General features: G+C 46.9%; 14 protein-coding genes. 5 read left to right on the top strand and 9 right to left on the bottom strand.

Features of this window, described 5'->3' with window-relative positions; genetic code table 11:
- Positions 1-123: 123 nt before the first annotated feature.
- The 3 genes from ACO6V5_RS05365 to ACO6V5_RS05355 all read right to left on the bottom strand — a co-directional run bounded on the left by ACO6V5_RS05365 (position 124) and on the right by ACO6V5_RS05355 (position 4436).
- Positions 124-474 (bottom strand): hypothetical protein, encoded by a 351-nt coding sequence (locus ACO6V5_RS05365; protein ID WP_422411688.1) that lies wholly within the window; start codon positions 472-474, stop codon positions 124-126.
- Positions 475-1287: 813 nt separating this feature from the next.
- On the bottom strand, positions 1288-2667 hold the full coding sequence (cysS, locus tag ACO6V5_RS05360) for a cysteine--tRNA ligase (RefSeq protein ID WP_422411697.1): 1380 nt from the start codon (positions 2665-2667) through the stop codon (positions 1288-1290).
- 74 nt (positions 2668-2741) lie between these two features.
- Entirely contained in the window at positions 2742-4436 is a 1695-nt protein-coding gene (locus ACO6V5_RS05355; RefSeq protein ID WP_422133983.1) for a glutamine--tRNA ligase/YqeY domain fusion protein, read from the bottom strand.
- A gap of 387 nt (positions 4437-4823) precedes the next feature.
- On the opposite strand from ACO6V5_RS05355, the gene ACO6V5_RS05350 reads away from it, so the two are divergent.
- Both ACO6V5_RS05350 and ACO6V5_RS05345 read left to right on the top strand, forming a co-directional pair.
- Positions 4824-5315, top strand: a complete 492-nt coding sequence (locus tag ACO6V5_RS05350) for a peptidylprolyl isomerase (RefSeq protein ID WP_422133984.1) — start codon at positions 4824-4826, stop codon at positions 5313-5315.
- A gap of 12 nt (positions 5316-5327) precedes the next feature.
- Positions 5328-6062 (top strand): UDP-2,3-diacylglucosamine diphosphatase, encoded by a 735-nt coding sequence (locus ACO6V5_RS05345; protein ID WP_422133985.1) that lies wholly within the window; start codon positions 5328-5330, stop codon positions 6060-6062.
- A gap of 75 nt (positions 6063-6137) precedes the next feature.
- Here the strand turns inward: ACO6V5_RS05345 and ACO6V5_RS05340 are convergent, their stop codons facing one another.
- Both ACO6V5_RS05340 and ACO6V5_RS05335 read right to left on the bottom strand, forming a co-directional pair.
- The gene (locus tag ACO6V5_RS05340; RefSeq protein WP_422138123.1) at positions 6138-7316 is read right to left on the bottom strand and encodes a hypothetical protein; all 1179 of its coding nucleotides are present in this window, start codon (positions 7314-7316) and stop codon (positions 6138-6140) included.
- Positions 7317-7527: 211 nt separating this feature from the next.
- On the bottom strand, positions 7528-8154 hold the full coding sequence (locus tag ACO6V5_RS05335; protein WP_422133987.1) for a tRNA-(ms[2]io[6]A)-hydroxylase: 627 nt from the start codon (positions 8152-8154) through the stop codon (positions 7528-7530).
- A gap of 302 nt (positions 8155-8456) precedes the next feature.
- Here ACO6V5_RS05335 and ACO6V5_RS05330 point away from each other — a divergent pair, with 302 nt between their 5' ends.
- From ACO6V5_RS05330 to ACO6V5_RS05320, 3 genes are all read left to right on the top strand, one after another.
- Positions 8457-9317, top strand: a complete 861-nt coding sequence (locus tag ACO6V5_RS05330; protein ID WP_422138124.1) for a universal stress protein — start codon at positions 8457-8459, stop codon at positions 9315-9317.
- A 509-nt stretch (positions 9318-9826) separates the two neighbouring features.
- Positions 9827-10300: a hypothetical protein gene (locus ACO6V5_RS05325; RefSeq protein WP_422133989.1), complete on the top strand. Its 474-nt coding sequence runs from the start codon at positions 9827-9829 to the stop codon at positions 10298-10300.
- 94 nt (positions 10301-10394) lie between these two features.
- Positions 10395-10667 carry an HU family DNA-binding protein gene (locus ACO6V5_RS05320; protein ID WP_257254590.1) on the top strand — a complete coding sequence of 91 codons (273 nt, stop codon included), beginning with the start codon at positions 10395-10397 and terminating at the stop codon, positions 10665-10667.
- 210 nt (positions 10668-10877) lie between these two features.
- Here ACO6V5_RS05320 and ACO6V5_RS05315 read toward each other — a convergent pair whose 3' ends face one another.
- The 4 genes from ACO6V5_RS05315 to ACO6V5_RS05300 form a co-directional block, all read right to left on the bottom strand.
- Positions 10878-11702, bottom strand: a complete 825-nt coding sequence (locus tag ACO6V5_RS05315; RefSeq protein WP_422411683.1) for an omptin family outer membrane protease — start codon at positions 11700-11702, stop codon at positions 10878-10880.
- A gap of 108 nt (positions 11703-11810) precedes the next feature.
- The gene (locus ACO6V5_RS05310; protein WP_422133991.1) at positions 11811-12140 is read right to left on the bottom strand and encodes a helix-turn-helix domain-containing protein; all 330 of its coding nucleotides are present in this window, start codon (positions 12138-12140) and stop codon (positions 11811-11813) included.
- 105 nt (positions 12141-12245) lie between these two features.
- A complete protein-coding gene (locus tag ACO6V5_RS05305) occupies positions 12246-13472 on the bottom strand; it encodes a glycosyltransferase family 9 protein (RefSeq protein WP_422411681.1) in 1227 nt (408 codons plus the stop codon).
- Positions 13469-14719, bottom strand: coding sequence for a GtrA family protein (locus tag ACO6V5_RS05300; RefSeq protein WP_422133993.1), 1251 nt, complete (start codon positions 14717-14719; stop codon positions 13469-13471). Before ACO6V5_RS05300 ends, ACO6V5_RS05305 begins: the two co-directional genes overlap by 4 nt.
- Between the last annotated feature and the right edge of the window lie 192 nt (positions 14720-14911).

The following is a 14911-nucleotide window of genomic DNA, read 5'->3' as shown; positions in this document are numbered from 1 at the left end:
TTTTATCTGTTATTTAGAAAAATTTTTAGTCTTACTCTAATTCCTCCTATGTTCTTAGCCTTTGTAGTAGCGCATAACGCCTGCATGTGCGGCGCACGTAGTGTGTCCGACACGATGCTTTTGTTAGGTTTCGATGGCTCGTAACAGCTTATTGATGTGCTTAATTGCGAGCAACCTTTGATCTTCATCACTATCGAGATTAAGCACATGAGAAAAACGGTACATTTCAGCCTCTTGCAAAAGTTGGTAATCCTTTTTACCTACGTATTGCTCCCAAGCGCAATCTATTATTCGTACCTGACGCTTACTACCAACTGCTCTCAGTTTGAGATAAGCCGCAAACTGCAAGGGATAAGCAGCCTGGAGGATTTCCAAAGCACCAGTATCGGGGAAATCAGACTCTCTGGAATAGAGCTTAATAAGTGCATCGACGAAAGGGGCCGTGAAGTCTGCTTTAGCTTGCTGAAAAAGCAAATCTTAGGAAATCCTCCTTTGAAAGATAGCCCCAGCGAACATACAAAAAATAGCAGTTCCGGCAATAATAAATGTGTCAAAAATAGTTTGTTCCATAACAGTCTTTCTTTTTCTACATTTATAGGAATATTTATAAGCGTCCTTGGATTTGCAGCGGGGCATTGGGTTGGTAGAGAAACCTAACAGCTATTAAAACTCAAACGAGTGATATCAGATATTACACTCACACGCGCCATATCCCCCCAAATCAGAGAAAATCAACGCACTCGAGATATATCCCGTTTTTTCAATCCGTCAAAAAGTCATTAATTATCAACATACTACGAGCTATTCTACCTACCGTCCCGAATAGGCCGCAAGTGAGTTATTTGCTTTCTGGTATTTTCTTCAATAATACTGTACAAAATAACAGTTATTGAGTTTACCATGCCATCTGCTTTTATGACTGAAGCAGACAAAACTCTGAGAGTGAGGGGCTATAGCTTTAAAATCAAGCTGACGGTTTCTTTAGCAAAAAGACAACCGGATCTACATTGATATGACGAACCCGTGTGCTCATACAGTAAAAAACCCTTGTCGCAAAATACAAAAAGCACGCTACCGCCCTGAGAGTTAAATCTGCCGAAACAGCAGACAAGCACATATCCCTTGGCTCAATGGCATTCTGGTTGGATGAGTAAACAGGTTCTATTGAGCGACATTGTGCCAGTATTTCTCATTGAAGGGCAGGTATTAGGGCTTAATTTTTGGCAACAGGAGTAAAAATTCTTGAGGTTTGGCAGGACCTGAAGACTCCAGGTCCTGAAAAATCTATCAGCGCTCAATACGCCAAGTGGTTCCTTCCCTACTGTCCTGCAGGATAATACCCTGACTGGCCAGCTCCTCACGGATACGATCCGCTTCAGCAAAGTCACGAGCCTTCTTGGCATCTTTGCGCTTCTGAATCATTGCTTCAATCCAGGCTTCATCGACATCGGCTCCGGACTTCAGGAAAGACTCGGCATCACCTTGCAGAATACCCAGGATGCCACCCAGTTTGACCAGCAAAGCTGCCAGCGGCATGGCTTTCTGCTCATCTTCGGCACGAATGGTATTCAGCTCACGTACCAGCTCAAACAGGGACGCCAATGCTTCCGGTGTATTAAAGTCGTCATCCATGGAAGCCATGAACTTTTCTTCAAAACGAGTGCCTTCAGCCGCAGTGACACCAGCCACATCCAGTCCTTTCAGTGCAGTGTATAGACGCTCAAGGCGAATAGACGCCTCTTTCAGACTATCTTCCGAATAATTAACCGGACTGCGGTAATGACTGGAAATCAGGAAGTAACGCACGACTTCGTCCGGGTACTTATCCAGCACTTCACGAATCGTAAAGAAGTTACCCAGACTCTTGGACATTTTCACATTATCAATGCGAATGGCACCTGAGTGCATCCAGGTATTCACAAAGGTCTGACCGTTGGCCGCTTCACTCTGAGCAATCTCGTTTTCATGATGAGGGAACTTGAGATCTGAACCGCCGCCGTGAATATCAAAGGTTTCTCCCAGGCAGCGCTTACCCATAACCGAGCACTCTATATGCCAGCCAGGACGGCCATTGCCCCAAGGTGAAGGCCAGCTTGGCTCACCTTCTTTAGCTCCCTTCCAGAGCACAAAGTCCATAGGGTCTTCTTTCTGCTCATCGACTTCGATACGGGCACCGGCTTCCAGTTCTTCCAGAATTTTTCCAGAAAGCTTGCCATAGCCATCGAATTTGCGAACCCGGAAGTAAACGTCGCCATTGCCCGGTGCATAGGCAAAGCCTTTCTCAACCAGGTCACTGATCATTTCGATCATACCTTCCACGTGCTCGGTCGCCCTGGGTTCCTGATCAGGCTCCAGATTGCCGAGACGTTTAAAGTCTTCACGCATGGCGGCGATCATACGATCTGTCAGCACGTCAATAGTTTCACCATTATCAGTGGCGCGACGAATGATCTTGTCATCAATATCAGTGATATTGCGAATGTAAGTCAGGTTGTAGCCTTTAGCTCTCAGGTAACGGGAGACCACATCAAAAGCCGTAACCGTTCTGGCATGACCAATATGGCACAGGTCATAAACTGTCATACCACAGACGTACATCCGCACATGATTTTCATTCAGTGGTTTAAAGGCTTCTTTGGTTCTGGTCAGGGAGTTGTATATCTGCAACACGTTCTTTGTCCTGTAGCCCGATGATCCAGGCTGTATGCTCTCCCTGAAATGGGAGAGCTTGATTCCACTCGTCAGACTTTACTGGCCCAGGTATCCTTGAGACCAATCGTCATATTGAACACGGGTTTTTCAGAACAGTGTTCACGTCGATCGGCGACAAAATACCCTTCCCTCTCGAACTGAAAGCCCTGTTCCGGTTTCGCTTCTACCAGAGAGGGTTCAACCCAGCCTGTCACCACCTCCAGGGAAGACGGATTCACATGAGCCATAAAGTCTTCATCACCCTTGTCTGGAGCAGGGTTATTAAACAGGCGATCGTACTTACGGATTTCTGCCTGCTTGCCATGGCTCGCTGACACCCAATGAATCACACCACGAGGTTTAATACCTTCAGGAGGGTTTTCTCCCACTGTACCGGGTACATAGCTGCAGTGAATCTCAGTGATTTTGCCCTGCTCATCTTTAATTACCTGGTCTGATTTGATGACATAGGCACTGCGCAGGCGCACGTACTCACCCGACACCAGTCGCTTGAATTTTTTGCGTGACAGAGTGGTGTCTTCAGTAAAATCTGAACGATCAATATACAGTTCACGTGTAAACGGCAGTTTACGCTCACCCAACTCAGGCTTGTTAGGGTGTGCCGCTGCGGTCATTTCCTGTACCTCGCCTTCAGGCAGGTTGGTAATCACGACTTTCAGCGGATTGATAACCGCCATGGCACGTGCTGCGTTGTTGTTCAGATCGTCACGGATCGCATGCTCCAGCATGGAAACATCAGCAATACCATCGGAACGACTGACGCCCACCATATCGGAGAATTTGCGAATAGAAGCCGGTGTGTACCCACGCCGACGCATACCGGACACGGTAGGCATACGGGGGTCGTCCCACCCTTCTACGATACCTTCATCCACCAGTCGCTTCAGTTTTCGCTTGCTGGTGACGGTGTAGTTCAGGTTCGTTCTGGCAAACTCGAATTGTCTCGGCCTTGATGGCACCGGCAGGTTCTCGATAAACCAGTCGTATAACGGACGGTGGTCCTGAAATTCCAGTGTACAGATCGAGTGCGTTACCCCTTCAATGGCATCTTCCTGACCATGGGCAAAGTCATAGCTTGGATAGATACACCACTTATCACCCGTCTGGTGGTGAGGCACCTTGCGGATACGGTAAAGAATCGGATCACGCATATTCATGTTGGGGTTCTGTAGATCAATCCTGGCCCTCAGGCTGCACTGACCTTCTTCATACTCACCGGCACGCATCTTTTCAAACTCTGCCAGATTCTCTTCTACAGACCGCTTGCGGCATTCCGTTTCAACGCCAGGGGTATTAAAGTCACCCCGGTTTTTAGCCATGGACTCGGCGTCCTGATGATCCACATAGGCCTTTCCTTCTTTGATCAGGTAGAGAGCCCATTCGTAAAACTGATCAAAGTAGCTGGAAGCATAGCGAACCTCTCCGCTCCACTTGAAACCCAACCAGCGAACATCTTCCTGAATGGCATCGACATACATCTGCTCCTCTTTTTCGGGATTCGTATCATCAAACCTCAGGTTACATTGGCCATTGAATTGCTCAGCCAATCCAAAGTTCAGACAGATGGAGGTGGCGTGTCCAATATGCAGAAAGCCGTTGGGCTCCGGCGGAAATCGGGTCTGAACCGATTGAACCAGACCTGCAGCCAGATCCTTTTCAATGATCTGCTCAAGGAAATTACCGGATTTTGATGGTTTGTTGGATGAAGTGTCTGTTGTGCTCATTGCAACCAGCGTCTTGGAAGAGAAAGCCCTCTCTGATACAGAAGCCCGGAGACATCAGACCGTTCAGGATCTGACCCGCCCATGCTCTAGAGGGAATGCATTATTTTACCGTAAAAAAATCTTTTGCCATCCAGAGCGATAATAGACTTTTCAATCGCCCATGGCTGTTTGGTTAACGCCTGAGACTAACATTTTCCCGTCGAAGGGTACAGGTCAGACCGACTTTTGGCTTGCGGTTTCTGTAAATAGTTTCCTGCATCTCAAGCAGCTTGATTAAGTCACCCATCGCTGTTTATTCCACTCTGACCTTTTACACCTGTCTCATAACCACCTAGAATTGGAGGTTTTCCGTTCGCGGATCATCTGAACAGAGATTACGGTAACCCTATGGTTGTACTGCACACCAATTTTGGCGATATCAAACTGGAACTGGACGCTGAAAAAGCCCCCAAAACTGTGGCTAACTTTCTGGAATATGTAAAGAGTGGCCACTTTGACGGTACCATCTTCCACAGGGTCATTGATGGTTTTATGATCCAGGGCGGTGGTTTTGAGCCAGGTATGCTTCAAAAAGAGACACAGACACCTATCGAAAACGAAGCAGACAACGGCCTGAAAAACACCATTGGCACTATTGCCATGGCCAGGACGATGGACCCACATTCAGCTTCATCGCAATTCTTTATCAATGTTTCTGACAACCATTTCCTTAACCACACCTCCAAGACGCCGGATGGCTGGGGCTATTGCGTATTTGGTCAGGTCACTGAAGGTATGGATATTGTGAACAAGATCAAGGCGGCTAAAACCACCTTCCGGGCCGGTCATCAGGATGTTCCTGAAGATGACGTGTTGATTGAGTCTGCTGTCGTCGAATAGGAAGCCGATTGAATGAACATACAGTTCATTTCTGACCTGCATCTGACACCCGAACGCCCGGACATTGTCCGGGCGTTCACTTCTTTCATGCAGGAGCAGGCTTCTCAATCAGATGCTCTTTACATTCTGGGCGATTTCTTTGAATACTGGGTGGGCGACGACGCCATGGAACCCTTTCATCATGACATAGCCCGTCAACTCAAAGCCTACTCTGATTCAGGCAAGCCACTGTTTGTGATGGCAGGTAATCGTGACTTTGCCATCGGCAAGGATTTCCTGAGAATGACCGGAGCCACCTGGCTCAATGACCCCTGCGTCATTGACCTGAATGGCGAGACGGTTCTGCTGATGCACGGTGACCTGCTCTGCACGGGTGACACGCAATACCTTCGCTACCGCAAGATTATCCGCAACCCTCTGGTTCTGGGCATACTTCGCCTCACTCCACGGAGTTACCGGAAAAAACTGGCTCAAAAATTACGCAGCAACAGCAAAAAAGCCAAATCCACGAAGTCTCTGGCCATCATGGATGTCACTCCGGAGGAGGTGGTTCGGGTAATGGACAAGTATCAAGTCAAAACGCTGATTCATGGTCACACTCATCGCCCGGATACCCATGAAGTCGAACTGGCTTCAGGTACCGGAAAACGGATTGTACTTGGCGATTGGGACCGGCAGGGTTGGGTGCTGACCTGTGACGAATCAGGACTGAAAATGGACGCTTTCTGTATCGAGCCACTCCTGTAAGTTGAGATAATACCGACCCGGCACCTACTGCTATCTATCCATCTTCCAATAGCGATGATGGCTTCTTATGGATTATCATTCGTCCTTCAGGATTCCCATTGACGTTGTAGTCATATGATCCTCCCGAACAACAAATGAAGGCTGCCATGGCCACCACCCGTTAATCTCGACATGTCTTTTCCCTGAAGACCACCTGCCCAGCGGCGTATCCCAATGATAGAATTCTGTGGTGCTGGGTATTGCATCAACAAACTCCATTTTCAGGGCCAGTTCTGTTGCATTCAATGGAATACCCTCCATAGTTCTGGTCATAAAACCAACAATATCCTGATGCAGCTCCTTCTCACCTTCCGGAGTCTGGAACTTTAAGGTTGCCTTGATAAAGTAACTCCCCTTGTTTTCGAAGATGATTTGAAAAGCTTCAATCTCTTCCATCCAGTAAGGAATGACCTGCTTGCCACTAATCGACGCAAAGGTGTATGCAACAGGAACAAGATCTTCAGTTGTGGTGTTTGGTTGACTGGGCCAGATAGTGCTGATTACATCAGTATCACCCCCGGCGCTGGAGTATGATGCCTTTGCAGAACCATGCCCCAGCATGCTCTGTAAATTGCTGGCCTTGCCGGTAATACTCCACTGGGAAGAGTCTGAGAGTGACGCAACATTCATCCCGCTTTTTGCCAGAAGCACACTGGTTACCACTCCAAACCCCTGGGAAATGGCATCGGCTCCAGGATCATACATCTCCATATCTGCAGCGACTGATTTCAAGAAATCCATATTCTCATTGATAACCCGAAATGGCTCCTTCAAACTATCCTCCTTTACCAGATCCCATTGAGCCATCATCGCTCCCCGTTTGCTGAACTGCCATTTAAGGTCCGTATTTACGCTCGCTTTTGATGACTGATCATTCATTGGAAATGAGGCTACCTGAGGGCCTTTAACATGAGAAGTCGATATTTTCAGCTGTTCAGAAATGTCACCGGAAGCCACAGAGATTTTGGAAATCTGCTGCCCTGCAGAATGAAATGTTCCAGTATCAGTATCAATCACACCGATCGCACCCGGCTTAATGGCAAGATCCAGATCCCAGTTCCCCCAGAAGTTTGGCCTGACCTCTCGTATCAGAGCATTGAAACTATTCGACGGACCCTCTGGGTCAAGAATCGATAGAGAAGAACTGGAAAATAACTGTCCAGCTCCAGAAAAAAAAACGATCAGCAGCAGTGATTTTCTTTTCAGCAGGGGCATTGCATATCTCCCGAAAACCAGTATCCCAGTCAAACTGAATCAGAATGAAGGTGGGAAATCAGAGATGAGAAGCCGTAAGAATAGAGTCAGTTGAAAGCACTTTACGCAACAGCTATTGAGATAAATAAAAAATTTACAGCACAGGGTAAACCCACTAAGTATTCGATTATAGACTACGAAGCTGATCTACCATTCCCTGATTGGCTACATTTCAGGCAGTGGCCGGAACGCCACTGTGAAAACGGAAGGTTTCATCAGCGGACTCAATGGCTTCCCGTTCTACTTTGGCAAAAAAAGCCACTCGCTCTTCTATGGATTCTTCTGAAAGACTTTCTGCCAGAGTCAGGTAATCTTTGAAATGTCGACCTTCCGACTTGAGCAGTGACAGGTAAAACTTCTTCAGCTCATCATCAAGATATGGGGCCAGCTTGTGAAATCGTTCACAGGAGCGGGCTTCAATGTAAGCACCAATAATCAAGGTGTCCACCATTCGAGCGGGCTCCCAGGTTCTTACGTGCTTTCTTAGCGCTCCGGCATAACGTGAAGCTGACAGGGTTCCATAAGGAATATCCCGTTTTTTGATAATGGCCAGAACTTGTTCAAAATGCCTCAACTCCTCACGAGCCAGGCGCGACATTTTGTTGAGCAACTGAAAATGCCCGGTGTAGCGATACATCAGGTTCAAGGCAGTGGAAGCCGCTTTTTTTTCACAATTAGCGTGATCAATCAGCAGAATATCCTGATTTTTCAGCGCTTCTGCAATCCATTCATCTGGCGTCACACAGGGTAAAAAAGCATCCAGTTCAGGAAAAAGTTCGGTCAGGCTCTGGTCACTCATTATTTCTATGTCTCTTAGCAACAAAATCCAAACAACCAGGTCCTGGTAAACGACCCTGATTAAGTTTGAATAAGGGTAAAAATTCCGGCACTACCTTACCTTTAAAGCTGAATGCTGTCATGGGTTGATGCCTGTTAATAGAGCCATCGTCACAAATTTCTGATTAACAAGTTAACGATATTAATGCAGATCATTTTTCCTCATCGGGCTATTCAGTTCGATCCCATTAGTCTATAAAAAAAACAGTTAGAGTTAGACCCCCTCAGGGTTATAGAAATTCTTAAGGTATAAAGGAGCAGGCCATGCAAGGAATACAACGAATACTCGTTATTGTTGATACTCGCAAAGCCCGTCATGTCGCACTCAATCGAGCCACCCAACTGGCCAGGGCAGCCCATTGCAGTCTTCATATTCTGGCTCCGAACCCCAAACCTGACGCAACGTCTGCTGAGGTACTCTCTACACTTAGCAAAAATGTCGAGGCCGACGGTATAGAAGTCACCAGTCAGGAGTCGTGGCGAAATAACCTTCTCGACACCATTATCCATGTCAGACAGATGGAACGCAGTCATCTGGTTATCAAGGATTTCCGGCAGGAAAGCTTTATGGAAAAGCCTTTCTCTACGCCTACAGATTGGGCTTTACTGAGAAAAAGCCGGGTTCCGGTCCTTCTGGTTCGTCATGATCGTCCGTGGGAAAATGAGCCTATGCTCGCGGCCATTAAGGCCGATCCCGGAGATGCCGACCATCAACAGCTGAATAAGGCCATCATGGAAAATGCCAGAGTGGTCAGAGACTATTTTGATGCACAGCTGCATCTGGCTTCTGCCTACCCCACCATAATGCTGGCAGTATCCGACAAGGGTGACGGTCAGACCAATGAGGAGCGTTACCTTCAGAATTGTCAGCATTTTGCCAAAGATTACGGGATTACCGAGGACGCTATCCACCTGATCACTGCACCAGCGGAGACCATGATTCCGGACCTGACCCGTGAGCTGGCGGTATCACTGCTGATCATGGGCACCAATGCCCGTTCAGGCCTCAGTGGACTGACCCTGGGCAATACGGCTGAGAAGTTGGCCAGCAATATCGACTGTGACCTGCTTGCGGTTCAATCCAGACACCACATGCTGCCGCTGGAGCGTGAGCTGGAAGCCTGACCAGATTCCTGAGTGCTACTTTCTGTCAGGCCCGTCAGGCAGCGAGAAAGTAGCTTCATAGGATTAAGGTACGGATAGGCCCCGGATACATTGCTCTTATCAGGCTTGGCTCAATGCCATTGTCAAGGTGACTGCCTATATTTTTGTCATTTATGGTAGCCTCCAAAGCACAGTGGAACACGTCAGTGCCGACACGATTCGGGACGAAAACGGCAAGAGCTTCTATATTGTTCGGGTTAGAACGAAAAAAAACCATCCGGGCACTTCCGAGAACCCGTTACCGATTATTTCTGGAATGCAGACCAGCGTTGGCACTTCCACAGAAGAATATCGGTTCCGGATTACTTGCTTAAGCCGATCCGTCGTTCTGCTCTGAGAGAAGCCTGAATAGTAGGAAACTGACCAAGAACAGACAGCCTGTGACCAAAACTGGAATCCATCGGTCTTAATTCCTGATTAGGCGGCTTCCAATTTTGTAAAACGCCGCATTGAATTTGCTGAGGAAACTGATGGCCAACGAAGATTCAGTAGTAACCCCTATCACAACACATGGGGTTGAAGACCCTGACACTGGAATGTCTGCCAGACAGTTCGGAGCTCAGATCGTCGTTGATCGAACCAGACCCGTTTTTCAGAGGGAACTGTCGGATATTTCCACCAGTCACCAGCCTGTATTCCCCATAAGGCTGCACACGGCTCACGAACTTCTGCAAAGCCCTGCCCTGACCACCACTATTGATTACGCAAATTATGTCAGCGCCCCGGAACTGCCTGCCCTGCTCTGTACCCTGAAGCAAGCAGGCAGAAAAGATCTGATTGACCAGATATTCATCCGCCATAAACAGGATACCAGCGACAGCCATTGCAATTGTCGGTCCGTCGATGATCCGGCTTGCACCATCAACTATCCGGACCCCACACATCAGCCGCTTCTGGTTGTGAATTATGAGGAACAGCAATATGGCCTCTATCCTTCATCCTGAGTACGTCTGATACCAGAGATGCCCGTCGCCCATCCAGAGTTGCTCCGGGTGGGTATTCCTTCTCACCCACAGGTAATCATTGTCGAGACGCGCTATGAACAAGAAAGAACTTGTTGAAAAGGTCGCAGAGCAATCCAACCTTTCAAAGAACAAGGCGGAGCAGGCCGTCAATGCCTTCATTCAAAATACCCAGGATACCCTTGCAAAAGGGGATATTGTGCAGCTGATCGGGTTTGGAACTTTTTCAGTGGTGGATCGAGCGGCGCGCAAGGGAAGGAACCCGCAAACAGGCCAGGAAATTCATATACCCGCCTGTAAATTGCCGCAATTCAAACCGGGAAACAAACTGCGGGAAGTGGTGAAATAACCAGACAACACAAAGTTGTCTACCGCGTCACTACCCAAACCGGCTCGATCAAAGCAAAATGGAGAGGACCTGTCTGGACAATGCCAATAAGGCTTTTGTTCTGACAGGTCTTCAGTGAGCCTCTTTCATTGCAGCCAAAAATAGTTGTTTGATGCATGGTTATTGAAAAGGCGCTTTTCAGCGCCTTTTATCAAGCAAGTATACAAGCTATCAGAAGCTGTACTTTAGTCCAACCGATATTAATGAACTTTCGTTGGCTGCTCCGCCTCCGTCTTTCAAATAGAATGTTTCAGAACCATCATCGATCTTGAGATTAATGTTTTTCTCAGAAAATTTTGTGAAAGTATATTCACTGTAAATTTTCATCCTCGGACTTAGTTGATAGGCGTAATTAAACGATAAAGAGGCGTAAGTTGAATGGCCACTACCTTTGCCGTCATAAGTCGTATCTATAAGATGGTGCGTATCGAAATCTTCAGCTTTAACCAGAGGGCTCCATTTTATTTGGGCACCATACTGAGATTTTCCGACTCTGTAGTCTCCACTCAACCCCAGATATAACGTTAAAAATATTTGCTGGTATGAAACTCCAAGAGTGTCATGAGGTATAGTACCTACATCCTCACCGAAATCGTAATTATATGAACCTCCACGTGCCTCATAGTGCATTTTTTGACCAAACAGGCCGCCAGTAACGCCTACTTTATAATCGCTTTTTGAAAGCAGCCAATAAGAAGCACTTAGATCTATTGCAGAGGCCTTGGTTGTTTTTGTGTGAGGGTGTTTTGATATGTCAGATGGTTCAGCTATTCCTGACTCCCAGTCCCTATCTGTCAAATAGCCATTGCCGTGCGTCAGTGTCATCCAGTAGTCTGCATTAAATGTCCATCTTGGGTCTAAATCCCAAATTGCACCTAGCTTGATAACAGGGGCATTGTAAGTTTCCCAATCGAGTTGGCTGGCTCGTTCCCCGTCGATATAGACTAACTCGGTCGCCTCTCCACTTAAGACACCCAATGAGCCTTCAAATGTCACTTTGGCATTTGCACCTGTGGCTGCAACGGCAAAAAACGGAAATAAAATTAACTTTTTAACAACTCACCTCCGAGCATATGAAGTGAGAATATGAGCTTCTGAAGCCGATCACCCCATGGCTCTCATGACATTAAGAATGGCCCGCTTTTTCTTCAGGTTCATTCTGTTCAGGCTGCGAATGATCTCATCATCGACTTGAGTGTCGCAGATGGTATCTGCAGGTGAAGTCAGGTACTGATTCCCCCTGCCTGTCGCCAACCATTCAAATGAAACTTCCAGAAGCTCAGCCATTTTGCGGAGATTTTCAAGACTGGGACTGCTCATTTCGGTTTCCCATTGAGCCAGAGCACTTCGGGAGACACCGATCAGATCAGCCAAAACTTGTTGGGAATAACGCTTTTCCTTGCGTGAGCGAAGAATCCTTGTTGTCAGGTTCATCCTTGAACTCTCGTCGATAATCGAAAAAGATACTTTATTAAAATTTAGTGTAACACATGCTCTGGTAATGACCGGTTGCAATTAGAGAATCCTTTCTCCCGAACCCTAACCTGCTTTCAAGATCAGGCTGTTATCCAGCACTGGCCTGAGTAAATCCAGTACTTGTCGGGAGTCAATGGCTTTCAGACACTGGTTATCGTTGCAACTGGTCTTCCTGTGATTCGCGGCACTGACACAGGGCGAACAGGGCAATCCGGCATAGATCGGAGTTGAATTCCCGAGGGCACCGTAAAGTGCGGGTGTTTCCGGGCCGAATATCACGAAGGTTTTCAGTTCTGTGACGGAAGCAAAATGAGGAGGTCCGGAATCATTGGACAACATCAGTTCAGAGAGAGAGTAAAGGGGAACCAGCTCTTTAAACTCAAAAGCACCGGCACTGTTGAGACAGCGTTCATGTTTCACCCGCTGTCTGAGAATTTCAGCTTCTGGACGTTCTGCCGGAGCACCGGTAATGACCACCAGAATATCTGAGTACTCGGCCAGCAAAGTCCGAATAACGTCAACGTAACGATCTTTCATCCATCGTCTCTGGGGGAGCAGGTCACTGGCATTAGGGTTCACAAGCACCAGACGCTGAACACCCGGTTCAAAACCGACATAAAGCGATTTCAGCTTGGTGATCACCGATGATCTCAGATCACTGCTTACTTCTGCTCTGGCCAGTTGAATTGACTCATCAAATAGCTCTTTCTGATAAGGCTGATAAGGTGTATTTTGAGAAGCCCTCACCAGAGTCATAAAGTTTTTCGAAATATGGCTGTATGGGTTATACATCACCGGGTTAGTTAAGTAATTACCCCGGTACAGACCCTCTTCATGAACCCGATCAAAACCTGTCCGATTGCTGGCACCGCAGAGTCGACTCAGAATGGCTGTAAAACGTGAGAACAACTCCAGATCAATCACCGTATCAATTTTCTTTTTCCGACACCAGATCAGGAATTTAAGGCTACTGATTGCCAGGCTGAATAAATTATCCGGTTTAATCAGGAAAATATTGTCCCGATGAATGGTATTTAATAACTGCAGGCTGGTAGCATTTTTCTCAAAAATGACAAAATGCAGGGTTTTGCCCTGTCCCTTCAGCCAGCGCATGGAAGGGTCAGCCAGAATAGCACTGCCCATTTCAGACAACTCAATCAACAGTACATTGTTAGAAACCCTCTTCTGCCCCTTATGAATCCAGTCAAAAGGCCAGAAAACCAGTTTTAAAAGAAGACAGAGTGGAACACCCACATAATGATCAACCCATCGCATAGTATCTACTTTCACAGGTTGGCCCCCTTAGCTACATTGGACTTTTGTCCTGAAAAAACAAATACCGTTGCTATGGTGAAATTAAATAACATGCCCGCCAAAACACCGGATATCAGTGCCAGCTGTTTGTATTCCGTAAAGAAAGGTACAAAGGACGTTAATAAATAATAAGTTCCCCAGTTGGGGATAAAACTGACCATACACATAGTCAGATATTTACTCCACTGTTTCAGTTTTTTCTCTTTGGGGACATGGGAAAAAGTAAAAGTACGATTCCAGAACCAGTTCCAGCTGGCAGCGACCCAATAGGAACCACCTCTTGCCAGCAAGTGAGGCACTCCCAGCCACTGCACTGAGAGAGTGTAAAAACCCATATCCACCAAGAATCCACTGGTTCCTACCATGCCGAACTTGGTCAGTCTCTGCCCTGTCATAAATAGCTTGTTCAACAGGGTTCCTGATTGTTTCATGCGAGCTTCCAGCTCGTCCTGATAAAGAGAGAACATACAGTGAGCGGATAAAACCAGAGCCAGCAACGCAAGTACAAATTGTAAATACATAATCACTTTATAAGAGCGGAATCCATTGTCGTAGAATGGCAATACAGCCACGCACAACAAACCCAGAAGAATAAAGACCATCCGACTCTTAAGGCCAGATGCCACTTTACTGGCGAGGAAGTCCCCTGTCACAGCAGCAAGAATACCCACCCAGGCGCCCAGAAAAATATCAAACGGCCAATGAGCCCCGACAACAATGCGTGAGATTGCAGAAAGAATTGCAATCGAAAGAAGCAGGTATTGAGTGAGTGAATTCAAATAAAGAAACGAAAGTCCAACCAAAAGAAAAACCGTACCGGTATGCCCCGAAGGCATGGTATCTGTTTTTAAAACAGGCCCCAGGACATTAACGGCTTCAAGCCCCAGCTCGCCGACCGGACGTGAGAAGGGAAGAAGAGCTTTACCACCACTCAATAAAAAGTCACCCACCAACATGGTAAAAATAATCGCCAGCTGTTTGTCCGGCTTTTTATAAAACAACAACATAGCCAGAGGAAACAGGAAAAAGCCATCCCCCAGGTTGGTTAATAACACCCAGAAAACAGCAGCGGGCGACTCAACACCCCAGTCATTGACCTGATAAAAAACTGAATGATTGACCGCTGTGACTGAAAACAGCGCCACGAAGGGAAACAGAAAGCAGCTGGCTTTATAGATTGTTGAGCGAGACCGGCCAGAATCGACTCCGAGCAAATCGGACATTCCTTATATAACCTCGAAACCCTGTCAAAACAGCTTTCAGCGATAAAAATGATGATTCATCATGAACAGATGAATTTATCCAACACTAAAAACCAAGTTACAGCAAACAGAAGAATATGCAAAGACAGAATAAAAAAACTGATGAAATCAATGTTAAAGGCAAGCCGTACAGAAAAGCACAAAAACCCCATC

Origin of the sequence: Endozoicomonas sp. ALD068, assembly GCF_049310145.1 — a bacterium.
Lineage (GTDB): Bacteria > Pseudomonadota > Gammaproteobacteria > Pseudomonadales > Endozoicomonadaceae > Endozoicomonas_A.
Note: the sequence above shows the minus strand (reverse complement) of the source record. Positions and strands in the feature narration are given on the sequence as shown.